The organism is Thalassobaculum sp. OXR-137 (assembly GCF_034377285.1).
Taxonomy (GTDB): Bacteria; Pseudomonadota; Alphaproteobacteria; order Thalassobaculales; family Thalassobaculaceae; genus Thalassobaculum.
Genome location: NZ_CP139715.1, coordinates 108,814 through 128,256 on the forward strand (window position 1 = coordinate 108,814; position 19,443 = coordinate 128,256).

Sequence of the window (19,443 nt, forward strand, 5' to 3'; positions counted from 1 at the left end):
GGATTTCAAGGAATTGCAGAGTAGGCAGCGTAAGTCGATGGTGTCAGATCCAGAGTCACGGCGGCGGTTTGCCGACATGGTCCGCATCGAGGGGATGAACGGCGGTTTCATCCGGGCGGAAGACGAGCGTCGCTTGCTGCAGGACGGCATGACGCGGTTCAACCTCTCCCTCGACGAGGCCAACGGCGCCATGCTGGCGACCGTCAACGACCAGAAACTGGTGCTGCAGCGGGTGGCCGACGAAGGCACCCGTGAGTTTCTCAACGTCCAGGCCAGCCGGAACCGGCAGCGCAAGCTGTCCCGGAAAGACTTTAAACAGGCGGTCGAGATGTATCGGGCCAAGGCCCGGCAGCGGGTCTCCGAGGAAGAGGCCAAGCGACGCGTGAAGTGTCTGATGCTGGAGGAGGGGATCACCGCCAAGCGGGACGGATGGATCATCCGCACGCGGCGCTGGTTCAATTCGATACCGGAGCAGATTGCGTAGGCACGAGGGACCAGAACGGCCCGAAACCCGAGGATACTAGAATGGCGAACCGACCACGGCTGCCCAACGTGGATCCAGAAGATCTCGCAAAGCTCGCGAGCCAGTATCCGGGCAGCCGGACGGCCGACGGATCGGGGGCGAGCGACAAGCCGTCCTCCGCCACCGCCGCGTCGTCTTCCGCCACCAAGGACGCGTCCGGTCCGGCCCTTTCCGCGTCCTCCTCCGCCCGGACGGGGACCGCGTCGACCAGCGCGCCGGCAGGCTCCGGGTCGGGCAAGCCTGCCAAGCCCGCCAAGAAGGGCGGAAGCTGGTCCGCGGCCTTCCTGACATTCGTGTTCGCGCTGATCGCCGTGGCGGCCGCCATCGCCGCCATCGGGGCGCCGAGCTATCGCGGCGAAATCCATGCGCTGCTGACCAAATACGGCAAGCCGCATCTCAACGACGACGCCATCGACATCCTGTCCGGCTACGACACGCAGCGCCTGGAGGTGACCTATGAAGGTCTCGATCAGCGCATCGAGGCGCTGAATCAGGCGCTCGCGCGGGTCGCCGCCGCCCAGGGCGTGTCCGGCGACGACGTGCGGGCGTTGCTGCTGCGCGACGAGTTGTCGGAGAAGCTCGACGGTCTGGTCACCCGGGTCGACGCCATCGCCCAGACGAACGACAGCCAGGCCGAGCGCCTCGCCGCTCTCGACACCGACATGACCGCGGTGACCGATACCCTGCGCGGAGAGCTTCGCGCGTCCGCCGACGAGATCCGCGGCGCCATCGCCGCGGTGCAGGAGTCGGTCGATGCCACCCGCACCGACCTCGGCGCTCTGGCCGACCGGCAGACGACCGCCGAAGGACGCTCGGAAGAGCTGGCCGCCGCGACCGTCGAGTTGGACGGCCGCCTGGAGACGCTCAACGGTCGTCTCGGTTCCCTGATCACCGACTTCAAAAGCCTGCTCGACCTGAACGACCAGCTCGCCCAGACCGTGGCGACCTTCAAGCAGGAGAACATGCCGGTCCTCGCCGTGATCCAACTCCGCGACGCGGTGATGCGGTCCGAGCCCTACCTGCCGGAACTGGCCTTTGCCAAGCGGGTGCTGAACGGCGCTCCGGGGATCCAGCCGGCCCTGGAGAAGCTGACCCGTCAGGCGCAGAACGGAATCGAGTCGATCCCCGATCTCCGCCGCGACCTGCGGCTGATCGTCAACAACCTGGGGATGTTCGTCTCCAAGCCGAATTCCTGGCCCGATCGGGTCGGCACCTGGTTCAACATGCTGGTCGGCACCACCACCGTGCCGGAAGCGCGCCAAGGCGGCGGTCTGGTGGCGACGCTCGCCACCATGGACGAAGCCCTGGATCGCGACGATCTGGAGCTGGTCATCCGCGAAGGTGCGGGCCTCCAGTCGGAGATCCGGTCGACGGCCCTGGCCGACTGGCTGAGCGCCGTGGTCGAAAGGGTCGAGGCGACCGACGCGGTCCGTCAGCTCGAGACCATCGTCTACGACCGGTCGATGGTGAAGCAGGCCAGCCAGGGGGCGAGCAAGGTCCAGTAGGGCCGGCGTCGATCCTCCGGTGGAACCAGCAGAACTTTTCTCGATCCTCGGCGCCCGGCTCGTCGGAGGCATCGTGCTGGTCGTCCTGCCGCTGCTCGGCTATGTCGTGGCGAACCTGATCTGGCACGTCCAGCCGCTGGTGTTCTTCCATCGCATCCCGCTGCTGTCGAAACTGGCCATGATCACCGGCCTGCTGCTCGGGATCGGCGTCATCGCCGCCAGCCCGCACCGTCCCTCCTTCGACATCAATGCGATCGTCGCCAGCGGCGGGGCGTGGGACGTGACGTGGCGCCAGTTCCTCACCGACATCGCCGATCCCGGCCTGTACGGGTACGAGGCCCTGTGGCGCATGTTGAGCGTCCGGGACCTGTCGGGTCTGTGGATGCTCTACGGCATTGCGGTGAGTGGTGCGCTGATCGCCAGCGCGATCGCCACGCTCGTCGTCCTGCGCGGCGAAGAGTTCCTGATCGGCGTCTTCGCGATGACCTATGAAGTTCTCGTGATGCAGGCCCTGGCCATATACGTGATCACGCTCCTCGCCTATACGCTGTGCACCTTCAACTTCTGGACCGCCCTGATCGCCCTGATCGTCCTGCAATATTACAGATATGTGAGACATCCGGCGGGGCACTAGTACTGGCCGACTTTCCGCGTCGGAAAGCAGGAGCGGCCGATACATTTCAAATCCCCTGTAGTATAGTTTGGGGAAAGTAAGGCTCACCTAAAAGGGGTAAAGGCTGTGACGGACGAGGATACCGGCAAAACTGCCAAAACGACGAAGCGCAAAACCGCGTCGACAGGGACCCGGGCGCCCTCGAAGCCGCGCAGCAAGACAGCCGCTTCTACGCCGGCCGCCACGACGGCGGGCGCGAAGGCAGCCGCTGCGCCCGCTCCGTCGGTCTCCGACAAGCCGACGCCGGAGCCGGTTGCGGCGACCAGCCCCAACCCGTCGGCAACAACGGTGACGGAAACCACCGCGGCGACCGCCGCCCCGACCTCCCCCGCCCCGGCTTCCCCCACCCCGGCCGCCGCAGCCTCGTCCGGTTCCGGATCGGGCAGCGCGAGCACGGGTGGCTCCGGGTCGGGCGGTTCCGGGTCGGGCGGCTCGGGATCGGGCGGCGGCTACACCCGTATCCCGGCACCGCAGCCGAGCGCGTCCAGCGGCTCCGGTCTGGTCAGCCTGCCGATCATTCTCAGCATCGCCGCCATCGTCATCGCCATCCTGATCCCCGTCCTCAAGGATCGCGCCGGCGGGCCGACGGTGAAGGTGGCAGACGTCGACGCCCTGAAGGTCCAGCAGACCGAGCTGCTGACCGCCGTCGCCAATCTGCAGTCCAGCATCGAAGCGCTCGGGGTCGAGCAGGACACCATGCGCGCCTCCATCGAGGCGGTTAAGGTGCCGTCGATCATGATCGCCGCCACCGACCTGGAGGAGACGATCAAGGCCGGCGACCCGTTCGAGGAGGATCTGGCGCTGTTCCGCGCGATCGTCGGCGAGAACGAGACGGTCGCCTCCGTCTATGCGCTCGAGCCGCTGGCTGCCGACGGCGTGCCGACGAAGCGCGAGCTGCAGGCCGGGTTCGGCGACGTGTCCCACGCCATCGTGGCCGCCTATCAGACCGTCGATTCCGAAGGCGATCTCGCCAAGCGGGTGTCGGAGACCATGGCCAACCTGACCGCGGCCACCACGCGTCTGCGCTGGCGCCTGGACGGTACGACCACGCCGGAAGGCACCGATCCGCTGGCGATCATGGCCCGGGCGGAGAAGGCGGCCGAGGACGCCGACTTCAACGCGGTGATTTTGGAGCTGGAAGCCCTGCCGGACAACCTGAAGGCGATGACCACCGACTGGGTCATGCAGGTCGAGGCCCAGCAGAAGGCTCAGACCGCGATCGAGGATCTTGAGCTGTTCATGATCGAAACGGTGGCCCGCACCCGGAAATAATCCGGGAGGAAATAAGCCGGGCGCCGCCCGGAAACAGATGAGGGGATCGGCGATGCCGGTCCCCTTCTCTATTCAGCGAACAGGACGGGTTCGATCTCGCGGGCGAGATTGCGGATCTCCAGGGTCGCCCGGTTCTTCGGCGCCAGGCTCAGGGGCGAGGCGCCGTGATAGGACGCCTCCTGGAAGATCACCCGGTCGCCGATCCGCGACTTCAGCGGATTGAGACCGAGCTGCTCCAGATTGCGCTCGGTGTGGCGCACCACGGTCGTCATCTTCTTCACCCGGTTCAGGACCGAATGGAACGGGATCTCGCGCCGGGTCAGCTTGCTGGCGCTGCTGATGACCTGCTTCATCTTCGCCGCCTCGAACAGGCTGGCCTCGTCGGGCATCACCGGGATCAGGACCATGTCGGCCACGCCGACCGCATAGACCATCGCCTGGTTGCCGAAGCCGGCAGTGTCGACCACGACCACGTCGGCCTCCTCGCCCAGGGCGTAGACCGACTCGATGATCTCGTGCTCGTTGGCGTTGGCCGAGACCGAGATGCCCTTGAACCCGGACTCGCTCTTGCGGGCCCATCGGGCCATGGCCTCGTTCGGGTCGGTGTCGAGAATCGCGACAGCCTTGCCCTGGTCCCGCCAGTAGGAGGCAAGTGCTGCGCTGATGGTCGTCTTACCGGTTCCACCCTTGCTGGTGGCGATAACGAGAATACTGGCCATGGCGGACAACATCTTGTGCAGTGATCGGGCAATGATGACCTACCGCCCTCACAAGCGATACCATGATGTTGCCGACCGACCGGTTTTCCGCTTTAGTTTGAAAAATTTCTGATTGGGCGGATCGCGAATGGACCACTTCCCTGCCTCTTCCAGCCGCAGAATTCTGCGGAGCGGTGCGTCGGTCGTGATCCTCGCGGCGGCGCTCGCCATCGTTCAACCGTCCGTGGCGCGCGCAGGCGTGGTCGGCAGCGCGCTGGAGACGATGGCAGGCTGGGTTTCGGGAATCGAGTCGGCCATCGCCACCTGGTTCGACAGCACGATCGGACGGATCGAGCTGCCGGATCGCGGCAAGAGCGCCGCGCGCACCGTCGCGGAGATGGCCTTCGACAATCCGGCGGGCCTCGCCGCCGTCGCCGAGCGGGCCGGCTTCCGGCTGACGTCGATCAGCTTCACCGAGGACGGCAAGCAGGTCGACGGGATTTCATTCGCCTACGAACGGGCGATCGAGAAGGATGAGCGGCTGGCCCTCTGGCGCGACGTGCTGGAAGTGGAGGCGACCCCCTTCCGTCCGGAAATGGAGCTGGTGCGGCTGCTGCTCAACGCGTCCGACATGCAGGACAACCGGCCGCCGGCGGGCATGACCATGACCGGTGTGACGATCACGATCGACAGGGATGCGCTCGAGGCGTCCTGGACCTTCGTCCCGAACCCCGCCGGCTAATCCTGCCCGTCAGCGTATGACGTTCAGGAAGGCCGTCGGGCTGATCGACGCCTCGCCGATGAACGGATAACTGAGCTGCAGCACCATCAGCAGGTGCAGCATCAGGAAGGACGTGAGCAGCGCCGACATCACGGTCTGCGAGACCACGTTCACCGTACCGAAGAACCACGGGAAGATGATCGCCATCAGCGTGCCGCTGATGAGCACGGCCCAGACCAGCGCGATCAGGGACCGCGACACCGTCGTGAGCCGCAGCGACCTGTACTCATTGATCTGGTTCACCCACTCGACCGTGTTCTGCTGCAGCGACTTCTGGGCTTCTGTGACCGGTTCGACCCGCATGAACACGGTGTTCATGTCGGCCAATCGGGAGGAAACGTCCGGATCGGCGATGCCGTAGCTCATCACCCGCCATTCCTTCTCGACCACCGCGCGCGCGTATTCCTGCACGGCCCGGCGCATCGCCGCGCGGTCCACCTCCTGCCCCGGCTGGTCGTAGGTATCGGCAGCCCAGGACAGGGACGACAGGGTCGCCGCTTCCCGCTGGGCGTTGGTCTGGGCCGTGGTGAAATGGTCGAAGGCCCCGATCATCGCCAGGCCCAGGGTGACCGCATAAACCTCGCCCAGGAAGCCGAACTTGGCCCCGCCGACGGAGTTGTTCGGCTCCAGCTCGAACGGCGTGAACACGGAGTTCACCAGCCAGGATCCGATGATCGACAGCAGGATGCCCAACGCGATCATGAAGGGCACCGACGTGCTCAACGGAATGGCGGCCAGTTGAAGACCGAGATCGTATGTCATCGCCGCCGCCTCCCAGGAACATGATCGGTTCGGCTCGAACGATCATGCCCCATGCCATTCAACACCGGTCGGCATCGCGCCGCCCGCCCGGTGACCCTCCCCCGGATCTCAGCCCGCGGTCAATGGCGCTCGCCGTTGATCCGCCCTTGCCGTCCCCGGTCCTGATCCCGAGGACTGCATTTACCCCATCCGGCCGTTCCCCGTCGACTGTGACGACAATCGCTGCGGGCGCGACATAGCTGCCTGGACAGTTGGATCGACCGGGCGGAGGGAGTAGCCTTGCCGCATCAACACAACACGATTGAGGCCCGCCAAGCCATGCCGGCGCACCCGCGATTGAGCGCGAACATGTTCGACGCCTGTCTGCGGGCGGTGGAACGCAGCCTCGTCCACCCGCTGGCGGGACCGGTCGCCATAAGCAACGCCATCGCCTGCCTGTCGCGGTTCGCGGACGACCACCGCCGCGCCATGGCCGAGGGCGGCGAGCTCCGACGCGCGGCCCAGCAGGGGGCGGTCCGCCTGCAGCGGCAGATCACCGGAACGGCGCTCCCGGCCCTCGCCAAGCTTTTCGAGGACACCGAAAGCTCCCCGTCCCTGACCGCGGCCGGTCCCGACGGGAGCGAGCCTGTCTCCGCCGTCGAAGCGGCGACCCTGCTCGCGGCGATCGCGTCCTGGCAGCACGCCAGCGGCAGCGGGACCGAGGCCGGCGCACTGGCCGCCCGGGTGGGCGCGGCGCTGGCACAGCAGGCGAAACGCCGCGTCGATCGGTTCAAGGCCCAGCAGTCGCCGGAGGACGCCCCGGACTATCGGGCCGTCGCGGCCGATCTCGCCTTCCTGGACGAGACGATCCGTGTCGCCCGTCATCTCAACCGGCCGCAGTCCGCCGCAGAGATCGGGCGGCTGCGCGACCATTACGGCCGCGTCGCGCTGATCTCGGCGCTGGCCGTGATCCAGCGCGGCACCGATAACGCCGACATGTTCGTGCATTTCGACATCGCCGCCATGCTGGTCTCCGTGGAGCACGTGGTGGTCGTCATTTCGCGCACGCTCGACGCCGTCGAGGAGGAACGGGCCCACGCCCACCCGCACGTGGAGACGGTCAGTGAACCCGTCGTGCGCGATTTCGCGTCTGGATTGATGCGGCTGGCGCCGAACTATGTGAGAATGCTGAAGAATACGGTTTCCGGCGTCGGCAAGGCAGTCCCGGAGTTCGGGTTCTCCGTGTTACGGGTCCTGCTCCAGATCACCCGGCTGATCCGGATTCTTCACTACCATCTTCACGATGGCCGTCTGGCGGACGCGGCGAACAAGATCGCCGCCGATGTCGCAGAACTGCGAGGGAAACTCTTGATCACAGCCAGCGACGACCCGGACTTGGCCGCGCGCATCATCTCCGCCCTGGAAGCCCTGTCGGCGGACCCGATACCCGGTGCAGCCGACGGACGCGACGCGGCCGGATGAGGCTCCCCATGCGCAGTCTGCCGCCCCGTTCCGGCGAGGGCCGCTCGGCCTCCGCGGTGCCCCCCGACGCCGCCGGACCGACCGCGGTGCCGGCCCTGGAGCTCTGAGCGATGGCGGACACCGGCGTGCCGACCAAACCCACCCTGCGGATCATCGCCGCCAACCGGAGCGAGGAGCTCGATCGGATCGCCGGCGAGCTCGGCCGGTTCGCCGAGGAGAACGACCTGCCCATGCGCAGCGCCATGCACCTCGACATGTCGGTTGAGGAGATCGTCTCCAACGTTATCAAATACGGCTTCGATGCCGGCGACATCCGCGACGATGCGGTGTCCATCGACCTGACGCTGGAGGACGACCGGCTGGCCATCCGCATCGCCGATAGCGGTCGCCCCTTCGATCCGCTGGCCGATGCGCCGCTCCCGGATATCGACGCCAGCGTGGAGGACCGGCCGATCGGCGGTCTCGGCGTCCACATCGTGAAGACGGTGATGGCCGAGGTACGCTATACCCGCGCCGGCGACCGCAACATTCTCGACATGATCCTGGCGATCGCCGCGCCGGCGTGACAGACACGACCCTGAAGACCGACCTGGAAGGACCCGGAACTATGCAGATCGATACCGCGACCCATGGCGACGTGCTGGAAGTCGCCCCCAAGGGACGGCTGGACAGCAACACGGCCCCGGTGCTGGAAAAGACCCTGCTGGAGCTGATCGGCAGCGGACAGCCGAAGATCACCGTCGATTTCGGCGGGATAGACTATGTGTCGAGCGCCGGGCTGCGGGTTCTGCTGGTGGCCGCAAAGCGGACCGCGGCGACCAAGGGACAGTTCTCCATCCATTCCATGTCGCCGGAGATCCGCGAGGTCTTCGAGATCAGCGGGTTCCTGACGATCCTGAAGGTCTATCCGGATCTCAACGCGGTACTCGCCGCCGGCTGAGCGCCGCCTCAGTCCTCTTCCACGCCGGCGCGGGCGATCCGTACGTCGCGGTGGACCGAGACGCCGAGCAGCAGACCCAGGCCGATCATCATCGTCAGCATCGCCGTGCCGCCGTAGCTGATCATCGGCAGCGGCACGCCGACCACGGGGATCAGCCCCATCACCATGGCGACGTTGATGAACAGGTACAGGAACAGCGTCGTGGTGACCCCCAGCGCCACCAGTCGGCCGAACTGGCTGCGCGAGCGGATCGCGATGGCGAAGCCGTAGGCCAGCACCAGGACGTAGAGCCCGATCAGGCAGGACGCGCCGATCATGCCGAACTCTTCCGCCAGCATGGTGAAGATGAAGTCGGTCTGCTTCTCCGGCAGGAAGTTCAGATGGCTCTGGCTGCCCTTCAGGAAGCCCTTGCCGAAGATCCCGCCCGAGCCGAGCGCGATCTTCGACTGCAGGATGTGATAGCCGGAGCCGAGCGGATCGCTTTCCGGGTTGAGGAAGGTCAGGATCCGCTTCTGCTGGTACTCGCGCAGGAACTGCCAGACGATCGGCACCGCGGCGACCCCGGCGGCGATCAGCGCCAGGAACTTCCAGATCCGCACGCCGGCCAGGAAGAAGATCGCCCCGGCCCCGGCGATCATCATCAGCGCCGTGCCCAGATCGGGCTGCTTCAGGACCAGCATCGCCGGCAGGCCGACCATGAGCAGCGGAATGATGAGGTTCAGCGGATTGCCGACCTCCTCGTAGGTCAGGCCGTTGAAGTACCGGGCGAGAGCCAGCACCAGACAGATCTTCATGACCTCGGACGGCTGGAGCTGGAACAGGCCGAGGTCGATCCAGCGTTGGGCGCCCATGCCGATCTCGCCCATGATCTCCACGGCGACGAGAAGCAGCAGCGCGACCATGTAGCCGAGATAGGCGGTGCGCATCCAGAACCGGATATCGACCAGAGCGATGGCCAGCATGATCCCCAGACCGATGCTGAAGCGCAGGACGTGGCGGTACGCCCAGGGCGACCAGGATCCGTTCGCCGCGGAATACAGCATCAGGCAGCCGACGCCGGCGATGGTGACCACCAGCAGAACCAGGAGCCAGTTGATCGCCACCAGCTTCTGACCGATGGTCAACTCGGGTGGATTCAGGCCGTCGGAACGGAAAGAGATCGCCATCACCCGTCCCGCCGAGCCGGTTCGTCGTCGTCCTTGCTGTCGGACGCGGTCGGCCCCGGAGGGGCAGGCGGATCGATCCGCAGCGCTTCGCGCAGCACGTCGGCCCCGATCGGTGCGGCCATCGACGACCCGCCGCCGCCATGCTCGACCACCACCGCCACGGCGTAACGCGGCGCCTCGACCGGACCGAACCCGACGAAGAGCGCGTGATCGCGGTAGCGCCAGGGTTTCTCGTCCTTGTAGGCGCCCGACGCCCGGTCGGCCATGGTGATGCGCCGGACCTGGGCCGTGCCGGTCTTGCCCGCCAGTTTGATGTCGTCCTTGTCGCCCTGGATCTTGCGCGCCGTGCCGCGCGGACCGTTGACCACTTCCGACATCGCCGCCCGGACGGCATCCAGATGCCGGCTGTCGACGGCCATGTCCTCGGCCGGCGGCAGGGGGCCGTCGGGAATCTCAAGATGGGGCACCACCGCCTTGCCGCCATTGACGAGGCGCGCCGTCATCAAGGCGAGTTGCAGCGGCGTGGTGAGGTTGAACCCCTGCCCGATCGCCGCCACCAGCGTCTCGCCCATCTGCCAGGGCACGCCGGTGGTCGCCAGCTTCCACTCGCGGGTCGGGACCAGTCCGCGCCGCTCGCCCGGAATATCGACCCCGGTCACGTCGCCGAGGCCGAAGCGCTTGGCGATGGCCGCGATCCGGTCGATCCCGATGCGCTTGGCGAGCTCGTAGTAGTAGACGTCGCAGCTCTGGGCGATCGACTGCTTCATGTCGACCCAGCCGTGGCCGTAGCGCGACCAGCAGTGGAACCGGGTATCGCCGAGTTCCAGGTGGCCCGGACAGAAGAACTTGGTGTCGGGCCCCGCCAACCCGGATTCCAGCGCCGCCAGCATCACCAGCATCTTGAAGGTGGAGCCCGGCGGATACTGGCCGGCCACCGCCTTGTTGTTCAGGGGGCCGCGCGGATTGGTCAGAAGCTCTTCCCAGTCCTTCGCGGACAGGCCGCGGTTGAACGGGTTCGGATCGTAGCCGGGGGCCGAGGCCAGCGCCCGCAATTCGCCGGTATGGACGTCCATGACCACGACGGACCCGCTCTCAGCCTCGATCACCTTGCCCTTCTCGTTGATCAGGACGGTCTGCCGGTCGGCATATAGGTCCCTCAGGGCCGGTTCCGCCTCCGCCAGAGCGAGCTGCGCCCGCGGATCCTCGGTCGGCAACCGTTCGGCATTGCCCCGCGCCAGCCGCTCGGTGGCGAAGCGCTGCAGGTTGATGTCCAGCGCGAGCTTGACGTCGCGCCCCGGCTCCCCGTCCTCGCCCGGCAGCTTGCGGATGATCCGGCCCAGGGCGTTGACCTCGACCTGGCGGCGGCCGGCGGTGCCGCGCATGCTCAGGTCGTGCAGCTTCTCGATGCCGCTCTTGCCGATGCGGAAGTCCGGCAGCTCCAGCACCGGGTCGCCGGTCAGCTCGCTCTCCGACACGGCCGCCACATAGCCGGTGATGTGGACCGCCGTGTCGGCGAAGGGATAGCGGCGGGACCGGCCGACCTCGATGCGGATGCCGGGCAGGTACGGCGCGTTGACCGCCACCCGGGCGATCTCCTCGCGGGTCAGGTTCTCCACCACGGTGACCGGAACGAAGGCGCGCTTGCGCTTCACATCCTTCAGCACCCGGCGGACGTCCCAGTCCGGCACCTCGATGATCGAGCGCAGGGCCGACAGGGTGGCGGCCACGTCGTCGGTCTGCTCGCGAACGATTTCGACGCGGAAATTGTCCTGGTTGTCGGCCAGCGCCACGCCGTTGCGGTCGAGGATCCGGCCGCGGATCGGCGGCAGGAGTTCCAGGTTGAACTGGTTGCCGCGCGACAGCAGCTCGTAGCGGTCGGCCTCGACCACCTGCAGATAATACAGCCGAGCGCCCAGCGCGCCGATCAGGCCGAGCTTGGCTCCGGCCAGCACCAGCGCTCGCCGGGTGAAGACCTTTTGGACGTCCTGTTCGCTTGCCTTCAGCATGGACGCCTACCGGACCACGTAGCGGTGGAGACGGACGAAGAGCCAGGCCACGACCGGGAAGCCGAGCACGGTGACCAGATACTGGAACATCGCCGGCTCGGGACCGATCAGCCGGAACTGCAGCACCGACATCATGAGCCAGGCGAGGATCGAGACCGGAAGCTGGATGACCATGAACCCGACCCAGGTCAGCAGGAAGGGCTTGGTGATCAGCGCCCGGCGCTGGGACAGGGCCAGGGCGTGCAGCAGCAGCAGGCTGACCGCGGTCAGGCCCAGCGGGGTGCCGGTCAGGATGTCCTGCAGCACGCCGATCAGGAACAGGGCGGAGGCCGGCTGAAGGTCCGGCCGGAAGACCGCCCAGTAGAAGGTCGCCATCGCCGTGTAGCCCGGGACCACCGTCGCATAGCCGGGAATCCCGATGGTCACCACCGACAGCACCGCCAGCATCGCGGTGAGTACCATCGGCGTCGACTGTCGGATCCAGGTATCGAGGCGTTGGGCCGCGGAGGGACGCATCACTGCTTTGCCCCGCCGGAGCGGGAGGCCGGCTCCGGCCCCATGACCGAGAAGGGCGGCAGATGGGCGCTTTCCGGCTGCACGACTCCATCGGAGCCGGTCTTCAGGATGCGCACGTATTCCAGCCGTTCCCAGTCGACGAAGGGCGTGACCCGGATCGAACCGTCGGTGATCGTGGTCACCATGCCGACCGCGAGACCTGGAGGGAAGACGCCGCCGTGACCGGACGTCACGATCCGGTCGCCGGGCACCACCTGGGCGTTCTGCGGCAGATAGACGATCCGGGGCGACCGGGTGTTGTCGCCGGCCACCACGCCCGGGTCGCGGGTGCGCTCGATCACGATGGGGATCTGCGAGTTCAGGTCGGTGATCAGCAGGACGCGGCTGTAGGCCTCGCCCACCTCGACCACGCCGCCGACCAGCCCCTCGCCGCTGACCGCCGCGTTGCCCAGGGCGATGCCGTTCTTCTGTCCTGCCGTGATCATCACACTGCGCACGAAGGCGCCGCCGCCATCGGCGATCACCCGGGCGCTGACGAAGTCGACGTCCTTGGGCGGCACGAAGTTGGTCAGCGCCCGCAGCGCGCGGTTCTCGGCCTCCAGGCGCCGGGCGACGTGCTGCCAGCGGTCGAGACGGTCGTTCTCCACGGACAGCCGGGCGTTCTCGGCGCGCAGATACCGCAGGTCACGGACATTGTTCATCAGGTCGGTAAGCGCCTCGGCCGGCTGGGACGCCACCTCGATGACCGGCGCCAGCGCGTCGAGCACGACGACCCGCGCCCGTTCCACCAGCAGGACGTCGGCCTTGCCCAGGAGCATGAGCCCGAAGGCGGCGGCGATCAGCGTGGCGAAGGCGAACCGGCTCCACAGTGAGCGCACGGGTTGTGCCACGCTGCTGAACGATCCGGGTCGCTTCGCCATGGTGAACGGTCACCTCAAGGGTAGACAGATATCTCGAACGCGCGAGCCGATGTCAGTAGGCGCCGATCAGAACGTTCCGCAGAACCTTCATCTCTTCCAGGCAGCGCCCGGTGCCGAGCGCCACGCAGGACAGCGGGTCGTCGGCGATCATGACCGGCAGGCCGGTGGCATGGCGCAGGACGAAGTCCAGGTTGCCCAGCAGCGCGCCGCCGCCGGTCAGCACGATGCCCTTGTCGACGATATCGGCCGCCAGTTCCGGCGGGGTCTGCTCCAGCGCGACCTTCACCGCCTCGACTATCTGGCTGACCGGCTCCGCCAGGCTGTCGGCGATCTGCGACTGGTCGATGATGATTTCCTTGGGCACGCCGTTCATCAGGTCGCGGCCCTTGATCTGCAGGCCCTTGCCCGTGCCGTCTTCCGGCGGATAGGCGGAGCCGATCTCCTTCTTGATCCGCTCGGCACTGCCCTCACCGACCAGAAGGTTATGGTTGCGGCGGATATAGGCGATGATCGCCTCGTCCATCTTGTCGCCGCCGACGCGCACCGAACGCGAGTAGACGATGCCGCCGAGCGACAGCACGGCCACCTCGGTGGTGCCGCCGCCGATATCGACGACCATGGAGCCGGTCGGTTCGGTCACCGGCAGGTTGGCGCCTATCGCGGCGGCCATCGGCTCCTCGATCAGGAACACCCGGCGGGCCCCGGCGCTTTCCGCGCTTTCCTGAATGGCGCGGCGCTCCACCGCGGTCGACCCCGACGGCACGCAGACGATGACCTGCGGGCTGGCGAAGGACCGCCGGTTATGCACCTTGCGGATGAAGTGCTTGATCATTTCCTCGGCGACTTCGAAATCGGCGATGACGCCGTCGCGCAGAGGGCGGATCGCCTGGATGTTGCCGGGCGTTCGGCCGAGCATCTGCTTGGCCTCGTCGCCGACGGCCAGCACCTGCTTCTTGCCGCGAACCGTGGCGATGGCGACCACCGACGGTTCGTTCAGCACGATGCCGCGGCCCTTGACGTAGACCAGGGTATTGGCCGTGCCGAGGTCAATGGCCATATCGGCAGACAGCATTCCGAGGAGATTGGCGAAGAACATCGTTTTTCTCAGTCCCGTCGATGTTGCGGCCCGGTCCATGTCTCCCATGGGACTGGCCGATCGAATCCCGTCAGGGCCTCCGTCCCGGGTTTATGACCCGGACGGCCTTTAGGCCCGGCTCGTATTTCGCGTGTCGACGCTTCGGCCTTAATCACCGGCCTGGCCGCGCCGCCCCTACCGCTCTGCGCTGCTCCGATACGCTATGTCGGTGACAATATCAGGATTCGCAGACAGTTACAAAGCGCTCTTCACCGCGATTCGTTAAAGAGTCGCGGGCGAATCCGGCGGATTGATGACGGACATCATTCCGAACGCGAAACGGGCGGGTCAGCACCGGCCGACCCGCCCGTCCGCTCAACGAATAAGCTCGATCAGTTCTTGGTCTGATCGACCAGCTTGTTCTCCGCGATCCACGGCATCATGGCGCGCAGCTTCTCGCCGACCTGCTCGATCGAGTGCTCGGCCGCACGGCGGCGCATGGCCTTGAACGAGGACTGGTTGACCCTGTTCTCCAGCATCCAGTTGCGGGCGAAGGTGCCGGACTGGATGTCGGCCAGGACGCGCTTCATCTCGGCCTTGGTCTCCTCCGTCACGATCCGCGGACCGGAGACGTACTCGCCGTACTCGGCGGTGTTGGAGATCGAGTAGTTCATGTTGGCGATGCCGCCCTCATAGATGAGGTCGACGATCAGCTTCACCTCGTGCAGGCACTCGAAATAAGCCATCTCCGGGGCGTAGCCGGCCTCGCAGAGGGTCTCGTAGCCGGCCTTGATCAGCTCGCACAGACCGCCGCACAGGACGACCTGCTCGCCGAACAGGTCGGTCTCGCACTCTTCCTTGAAGGTGGTCTCGATGGTGCCGGCCCGGCCGCCGCCGATGGCGGAGGAATAGGACAGCGCGACTTCCAGGGCGTTGCCCGAGGAATCCTGATCGATCGCGACCAGGCACGGCACGCCGCCCCCACGCAGGTACTCGGAGCGCACGGTGTGGCCCGGGCCCTTCGGCGCGATCATGAAGACGTCGATGTCGTCGCGCGGCTCGATGAAGTTGAAGTGCACGTTGAAGCCATGGGCGAAGGCGATCGCCGCACCGGCGCGCATGTTCGGCTTCAGGTCTTCGTTATAGATGTCGCCCTGGAGTTCGTCCGGGGTCAGCATCATGAGGATGTCGCCCCACTTGGCGGCCTCGGCCGGCGTCATGCACTTGAAGCCGGCGGCCTCGGCCTTCGCGCGGGAGCGCGAGCCCTCCTTGAGCGCGACGACCACGTCCTTGACGCCGCTGTCCTTCAGGTTGTTGGCATGGGCATGGCCCTGGCTGCCATAGCCGACGATCACGACCTTCTTGGTCTTGATCAGGTTCACGTCGGCGTCGCGGTCGTAGTACACGCGCATGGGTGTCTCCCTCCTTCGGGTCTTGCGGTTCTCAGAACAGGTTTTCGAAAATTTCCATGGACCCGGCGACGGTTTAGCTGGGCAGCCGCCGCCGAGTCCAGATGGCTGGTTCAGTCTAGGGTCAGTCGTCGGCGGCTTTCTTCGCCTTCCGCTTGGCCTTGCGGACCAGCGGCATGTGCACGTGTTCGCCCCGGGCGATGGCGACGACGCCGGTGCGCGACACCTCCACCTCACCCAGCGAGATCATCAGGTCGATGAAGGCGTCGATCTTGCCGGTATCGCCGGTCAGCTCGAAGACGAAGCTGCCGAGCGTGCTGTCGATGGCCCGGGCGCGGAAGGTGTCGGCGATGCGCAGGGCCTCGATCCGCTTCTCTCCGCCGTTGCGGATCTTCACCAGCGCCATCTCGCGGCCCACATGCGGGCCTTCCATGGTCAGGTCGTGGACGTCGTAGACCGGAACCAGGCGGGCGAGCTGCGCCTTGATCTGCTCGATCACCATCGGCGTGCCGGAAGTCACGATGGTGATGCGCGAGCGGGCGTTGACCTCGTCGACCTCGGATACGGTCAGGCTCTCGATATTGTAGCCGCGGCCGGAAAACAGGCCGATGACGCGGGCCAGGACGCCCGGCTCATTGGCCACCAGCACGGCGATCGTGTGCCGGGCGCTCGGTTGATCATTGGGTGTCACGTCGGGTCTCCGAAAGACGGGCGGGGGCTCGGGGGTTCATGCCGGAGCCGGCGCCCGGAAGGGAATGGCAGGGACGGCAGGCAGGGCGGCCGCCGGGAAGCCCCGGCGGCCGCGCGCCGTCATACGAGGGCCATGCCCTTGTCGGTCACGGTCTGCTGCTCCTGATCGCTCGGGCTGAGGATCATCTCGTTATGCGCCCGGCCCGACGGAATCATCGGGAAGCAGTTCTCATCCTTGGTCACGCACACATCGACCAGAACAGGGTGCGGCGCGGCGATCATCTCGTCGATGACGTCGTCGAGCTGGCTCGCCTCGGTCGCCCGCAGGCCGACGCCGCCGAACGCCTCCGCCAGCTTGACGAAGTCCGGCAGGGCCTCGGAATAGCTCTCCGAGTAGCGCTTGCCGTGGATCAGCTCCTGCCACTGGCGGACCATGCCCATCCACTGGTTATTGATGATGAACGCCTTCACCGGCAGGTTGTACTGCCGCATCGTCGACAGCTCCTGCATGTTCATCAGGAAGCTCGCCTCGCCGGAGATGTCGATGACGAGCGAGTCCGGATGGGCGATCTGCACGCCCATCGCCGCCGGGAAGCCGTAGCCCATGGTGCCGAGCCCGCCCGAGGTCATCCAGCGGTTCGGCTCGTCGAAGCCGAAATACTGGGCGGCCCACATCTGGTGCTGGCCGACCTCGGTGGTGATGTAGCAGTCCATGCCGCGGGTCTTCTCGAACAGCCGCTGGATCGCCTGCTGCGGCTTGATCTCCTTGGTGCCCTGCGTGAAGGCGAGGCACTTGCGCGCCCGCCAGCCGTCGATCTGCCGCCACCAGGAAGCCAGCGCCTTGGCGTCCGGCTTGTAGGCCTTGGCCTTCCACACCGCCAGCATCTGCTCCAGCACGCTGCCCGCGTCGCCGACAATGGGAATGTCGACCGCCACGTTCTTGTTGATCGAGGACGGGTCGATATCGATGTGGATCTTTTTCGAGTTCGGCGAGAACCCGGAGATCGTGCCGGTCACCCGGTCGTCGAAGCGCGCGCCGATGCAGACCATGACGTCGCAGTCATGCATCGCCAGGTTGGCTTCGTAGGTGCCGTGCATCCCGAGCATGCCCAGGAACTGCTTGTCCGAGGACGGGTACGCGCCCAGGCCCATCAGGGTCAGGGTGGCCGGATAGCCGGTCTTGCGCACCAACTCGCCGAACAGCTTGGACGCCTTCGGGCCCGCGTTGATCAGGCCGCCGCCGCCGTAGAAGATCGGCCGCTTCGCCTTGGCGATCAGTTCGACCGCCTTCTCGATGGCGCTGTCGTCGCCCTTCACCTGCGGACGGTAGCTCTTCGGCTCCTTGTCCTTGGCGTTGGTATAGGGGCAGTCGGCGAACTGGATGTCCTTCGGCAGGTCCACCACCACCGGGCCCGGGCGGCCGCTGCGCGCGACGTAGAACGCCTCGTGCATGACGTCGGCCAGCTTCTCGGGGTCCTTCACCAGGTAGTTATGCTTGGTGCAGGGCCGGGTGATGCCGGTGGTGTCGGCCTCCTGGAAGGCGTCGTTGCCGATCAGATGCGTCGGCACCTGGCCGGTCAGGCACACGATCGGGATCGAGTCCATCAGCGCGTCGGTCAGGCCGGTCACCGCGTTGGTGGCGCCGGGACCCGAGGTCACCAGCACGCAGCCGACCTTGCCGGTCGACCGGGCATAGCCCTCGGCCGCATGCACCGCCGCCTGTTCGTGGCGCACCAGAATGTGCCGGATGGCGTTCTGCTTAAAGATCTCGTCGTAGATCGGTAGTACCGCCCCGCCGGGGTACCCGAATACGACTTCTACACCCTGATCCTTGAGCGCGCGGAGGACAACAGCGGCACCCGACATGATTTCGGGTTTAGCCGCCTGGGGAGACGACGGGGTACGGGAGGACGTCTTGCGGGGATCAGCCACCGTTCCGCTCCTTCATTGTTGCGATCTCGCTGTCGGCGCCCGGTTCCTGAGGGGCGCCAGAGAGGATCAAGGTTGATAAAGACACAACCGGCGCGGAAACCTTCCGCGCCGGACGGCCGGAACCTAGTCGCTCAGGATTTGGGCGTCAACAGCCAGGAGCGAATTTCCGAAAAGATTTTCTCAAAACCGCTTTTCGAAAATTGCGCGTCCATTCGGATATCAGACAGGAATTGATGACGAAACCAGGTCCGCTGGCGCTTGGCATATTGCCGCGTGGCAATGACCGACGCGTCGACCGTCCTATCCAGGTCGATTTTTCCATCAATATAATCAATAAGTTGCGGCACACCAATCGCCCGCATCGCCGGCAGAGACCGGTCCAGGTTGAGGGCGGCGAGCCCTCGGACCTCCTCGATCGCCCCCTGCGCAATCATCTTTCGAAACCTGACCTCCACCGCCTCGGCCGAAACCGGCCGCGGCGGGAACAGAAGCACCCGGCAGAACGCCAGATCGTCGCGCCCGCCGGTCGGCTGGGCCTGCCAGTCCGACAGGGCGCGGCCGGTCGCCGTCGCCACGGCCCAGGCGCGCTGCAGCCGCTGGGAATCCCCCGGATCCAACCGGGCGCCGAGCACCGGGTCGAGGGGGCGGAGCTCTTCCCTGAAGGCTTCGCCCCCGAGCCGGCGGTACCGGGCGATCGCCTCCTCCACCACGGCCGGCGGGACCGGCGGGACCTCGGCGATGCCCTGCATCAGGGCGTTCAGGTAGAGCCCGGTGCCACCGCACAGGATCGGCACCTGCCCGGCGGCCAGTGCCGCGTCGATCTCCGCCGAGGCAGCGTCGCGCCACCAGGCGACGGACCCGCGCTCGGCGGCCGGCAGCACGCCGAACAGCCGGTGCGGCACCCGCGCCTCGTCCTGCGGCGACGGCCGGTCGGTCAGGATCCGCAGCTCGCGATAGACCTGCATGCTGTCGGCATTGATGACCACGCCGCCCAGGGCTTCGGCCAGCTCCAGGGCCAGCGCCGTCTTGCCGCTGGCGGTCGGCCCGGCGATGACGAGCACGGAATTTGACGCGGAAGGCGTGGCGGCGCTGGACATGGCTCGCCGCTACGCGA

At 66.6% G+C, this 19,443-nt stretch carries 19 protein-coding genes; 8 read left to right on the forward strand and 11 right to left on the reverse strand.

What is annotated here, in order from left to right:
- Positions 1 to 76 precede the first annotated feature (76 nt).
- From T8K17_RS00500 to T8K17_RS00515, 4 genes are all read left to right on the forward strand, one after another.
- Positions 77 to 484, forward strand: a complete 408-nt coding sequence (locus T8K17_RS00500; RefSeq protein WP_322332575.1) for a hypothetical protein — start codon at positions 77 to 79, stop codon at positions 482 to 484.
- Between the two features lie 41 nt (positions 485 to 525).
- Positions 526 to 2,028, forward strand: a complete 1,503-nt coding sequence (locus T8K17_RS00505; protein WP_322332576.1) for a hypothetical protein — start codon at positions 526 to 528, stop codon at positions 2,026 to 2,028.
- Between the two features lie 19 nt (positions 2,029 to 2,047).
- Positions 2,048 to 2,662, forward strand: coding sequence for a hypothetical protein (locus T8K17_RS00510; protein WP_322332577.1), 615 nt, complete (start codon positions 2,048 to 2,050; stop codon positions 2,660 to 2,662).
- A 327-nt stretch (positions 2,663 to 2,989) separates the two neighbouring features.
- Complete coding sequence (locus T8K17_RS00515; RefSeq protein WP_322332578.1) at positions 2,990 to 3,973, forward strand: hypothetical protein; 984 nt, start codon at positions 2,990 to 2,992, stop codon at positions 3,971 to 3,973.
- A gap of 68 nt (positions 3,974 to 4,041) precedes the next feature.
- Here T8K17_RS00515 and T8K17_RS00520 read toward each other — a convergent pair whose 3' ends face one another.
- Entirely contained in the window at positions 4,042 to 4,692 is a 651-nt protein-coding gene (locus tag T8K17_RS00520) for an AAA family ATPase (RefSeq protein ID WP_322332579.1), read from the reverse strand.
- A gap of 127 nt (positions 4,693 to 4,819) precedes the next feature.
- Here T8K17_RS00520 and T8K17_RS00525 point away from each other — a divergent pair, with 127 nt between their 5' ends.
- Complete coding sequence (locus T8K17_RS00525) at positions 4,820 to 5,413, forward strand: hypothetical protein (RefSeq protein ID WP_322332580.1); 594 nt, start codon at positions 4,820 to 4,822, stop codon at positions 5,411 to 5,413.
- Positions 5,414 to 5,422: 9 nt separating this feature from the next.
- On the opposite strand, the gene T8K17_RS00530 is transcribed toward T8K17_RS00525, so the two are convergent.
- Positions 5,423 to 6,214: a DUF4239 domain-containing protein gene (locus T8K17_RS00530; RefSeq protein WP_322332581.1), complete on the reverse strand. Its 792-nt coding sequence runs from the start codon at positions 6,212 to 6,214 to the stop codon at positions 5,423 to 5,425.
- Between the two features lie 348 nt (positions 6,215 to 6,562).
- Here T8K17_RS00530 and T8K17_RS00535 point away from each other — a divergent pair, with 348 nt between their 5' ends.
- The 3 genes from T8K17_RS00535 to T8K17_RS00545 all read left to right on the forward strand — a co-directional run bounded on the left by T8K17_RS00535 (position 6,563) and on the right by T8K17_RS00545 (position 8,615).
- Positions 6,563 to 7,675, forward strand: coding sequence for a hypothetical protein (locus T8K17_RS00535; protein ID WP_322332582.1), 1,113 nt, complete (start codon positions 6,563 to 6,565; stop codon positions 7,673 to 7,675).
- A 110-nt stretch (positions 7,676 to 7,785) separates the two neighbouring features.
- The gene (locus T8K17_RS00540) at positions 7,786 to 8,241 is read left to right on the forward strand and encodes an ATP-binding protein (RefSeq protein ID WP_322332583.1); all 456 of its coding nucleotides are present in this window, start codon (positions 7,786 to 7,788) and stop codon (positions 8,239 to 8,241) included.
- Positions 8,238 to 8,615 carry an STAS domain-containing protein gene (locus tag T8K17_RS00545; protein WP_322332584.1) on the forward strand — a complete coding sequence of 126 codons (378 nt, stop codon included), beginning with the start codon at positions 8,238 to 8,240 and terminating at the stop codon, positions 8,613 to 8,615. The genes T8K17_RS00540 and T8K17_RS00545 overlap by 4 nt, the downstream gene beginning before the upstream one ends.
- Before the next feature lie 8 nt (positions 8,616 to 8,623).
- On the opposite strand, the gene rodA is transcribed toward T8K17_RS00545, so the two are convergent.
- The 9 genes from rodA to miaA form a co-directional block, all read right to left on the reverse strand.
- The gene (gene rodA / locus T8K17_RS00550) at positions 8,624 to 9,781 is read right to left on the reverse strand and encodes a rod shape-determining protein RodA (RefSeq protein ID WP_322332585.1); all 1,158 of its coding nucleotides are present in this window, start codon (positions 9,779 to 9,781) and stop codon (positions 8,624 to 8,626) included.
- Positions 9,781 to 11,787, reverse strand: a complete 2,007-nt coding sequence (gene mrdA / locus T8K17_RS00555) for a penicillin-binding protein 2 (RefSeq protein WP_322332586.1) — start codon at positions 11,785 to 11,787, stop codon at positions 9,781 to 9,783. Before mrdA ends, rodA begins: the two co-directional genes overlap by 1 nt.
- Positions 11,788 to 11,793: 6 nt before the next feature.
- Positions 11,794 to 12,249: a rod shape-determining protein MreD gene (mreD, locus tag T8K17_RS00560; RefSeq protein ID WP_322332587.1), complete on the reverse strand. Its 456-nt coding sequence runs from the start codon at positions 12,247 to 12,249 to the stop codon at positions 11,794 to 11,796.
- 53 nt (positions 12,250 to 12,302) lie between these two features.
- On the reverse strand, positions 12,303 to 13,223 hold the full coding sequence (gene mreC, locus T8K17_RS00565) for a rod shape-determining protein MreC (protein WP_322332588.1): 921 nt from the start codon (positions 13,221 to 13,223) through the stop codon (positions 12,303 to 12,305).
- A gap of 52 nt (positions 13,224 to 13,275) precedes the next feature.
- Positions 13,276 to 14,319 (reverse strand): rod shape-determining protein, encoded by a 1,044-nt coding sequence (locus tag T8K17_RS00570; protein WP_028795427.1) that lies wholly within the window; start codon positions 14,317 to 14,319, stop codon positions 13,276 to 13,278.
- Between the two features lie 371 nt (positions 14,320 to 14,690).
- A complete protein-coding gene (gene ilvC / locus T8K17_RS00575) occupies positions 14,691 to 15,710 on the reverse strand; it encodes a ketol-acid reductoisomerase (RefSeq protein ID WP_028795428.1) in 1,020 nt (339 codons plus the stop codon).
- Between the two features lie 121 nt (positions 15,711 to 15,831).
- Complete coding sequence (gene ilvN / locus T8K17_RS00580) at positions 15,832 to 16,398, reverse strand: acetolactate synthase small subunit (RefSeq protein ID WP_322332589.1); 567 nt, start codon at positions 16,396 to 16,398, stop codon at positions 15,832 to 15,834.
- Positions 16,399 to 16,517: 119 nt separating this feature from the next.
- Positions 16,518 to 18,263 (reverse strand): acetolactate synthase 3 large subunit, encoded by a 1,746-nt coding sequence (locus tag T8K17_RS00585; RefSeq protein ID WP_322335004.1) that lies wholly within the window; start codon positions 18,261 to 18,263, stop codon positions 16,518 to 16,520.
- 197 nt (positions 18,264 to 18,460) lie between these two features.
- Positions 18,461 to 19,426, reverse strand: coding sequence for a tRNA (adenosine(37)-N6)-dimethylallyltransferase MiaA (gene miaA / locus T8K17_RS00590; protein WP_322332590.1), 966 nt, complete (start codon positions 19,424 to 19,426; stop codon positions 18,461 to 18,463).
- Positions 19,427 to 19,443 lie beyond the last annotated feature (17 nt).

What these genes read in the sequence shown, in the direction of transcription:
- T8K17_RS00585 (WP_322335004.1), bottom strand. Translation starts at nt 18,263, where the DNA reads ATGTCGGGTGCCGCTGTTGTCCTCCGCGCGCTCAAGGATCAGGGTGTA.
- T8K17_RS00570 (WP_028795427.1), bottom strand. Translation starts at nt 14,319, where the DNA reads ATGTTCTTCGCCAATCTCCTCGGAATGCTGTCTGCCGATATGGCCATT.
- T8K17_RS00525 (WP_322332580.1), top strand. Translation starts at nt 4,820, where the DNA reads ATGGACCACTTCCCTGCCTCTTCCAGCCGCAGAATTCTGCGGAGCGGT.
- mreC (WP_322332588.1), bottom strand. Translation starts at nt 13,223, where the DNA reads ATGGCGAAGCGACCCGGATCGTTCAGCAGCGTGGCACAACCCGTGCGC.
- T8K17_RS00520 (WP_322332579.1), bottom strand. Translation starts at nt 4,692, where the DNA reads ATGGCCAGTATTCTCGTTATCGCCACCAGCAAGGGTGGAACCGGTAAG.
- T8K17_RS00500 (WP_322332575.1), top strand. Translation starts at nt 77, where the DNA reads ATGGTCCGCATCGAGGGGATGAACGGCGGTTTCATCCGGGCGGAAGAC.
- mreD (WP_322332587.1), bottom strand. Translation starts at nt 12,249, where the DNA reads ATGGTACTCACCGCGATGCTGGCGGTGCTGTCGGTGGTGACCATCGGG.
- T8K17_RS00540 (WP_322332583.1), top strand. Translation starts at nt 7,786, where the DNA reads ATGGCGGACACCGGCGTGCCGACCAAACCCACCCTGCGGATCATCGCC.
- T8K17_RS00530 (WP_322332581.1), bottom strand. Translation starts at nt 6,214, where the DNA reads ATGACATACGATCTCGGTCTTCAACTGGCCGCCATTCCGTTGAGCACG.
- mrdA (WP_322332586.1), bottom strand. Translation starts at nt 11,787, where the DNA reads ATGCTGAAGGCAAGCGAACAGGACGTCCAAAAGGTCTTCACCCGGCGA.
- T8K17_RS00535 (WP_322332582.1), top strand. Translation starts at nt 6,563, where the DNA reads ATGTTCGACGCCTGTCTGCGGGCGGTGGAACGCAGCCTCGTCCACCCG.
- miaA (WP_322332590.1), bottom strand. Translation starts at nt 19,426, where the DNA reads ATGTCCAGCGCCGCCACGCCTTCCGCGTCAAATTCCGTGCTCGTCATC.
- T8K17_RS00505 (WP_322332576.1), top strand. Translation starts at nt 526, where the DNA reads ATGGCGAACCGACCACGGCTGCCCAACGTGGATCCAGAAGATCTCGCA.
- rodA (WP_322332585.1), bottom strand. Translation starts at nt 9,781, where the DNA reads ATGGCGATCTCTTTCCGTTCCGACGGCCTGAATCCACCCGAGTTGACC.
- ilvC (WP_028795428.1), bottom strand. Translation starts at nt 15,710, where the DNA reads ATGCGCGTGTACTACGACCGCGACGCCGACGTGAACCTGATCAAGACC.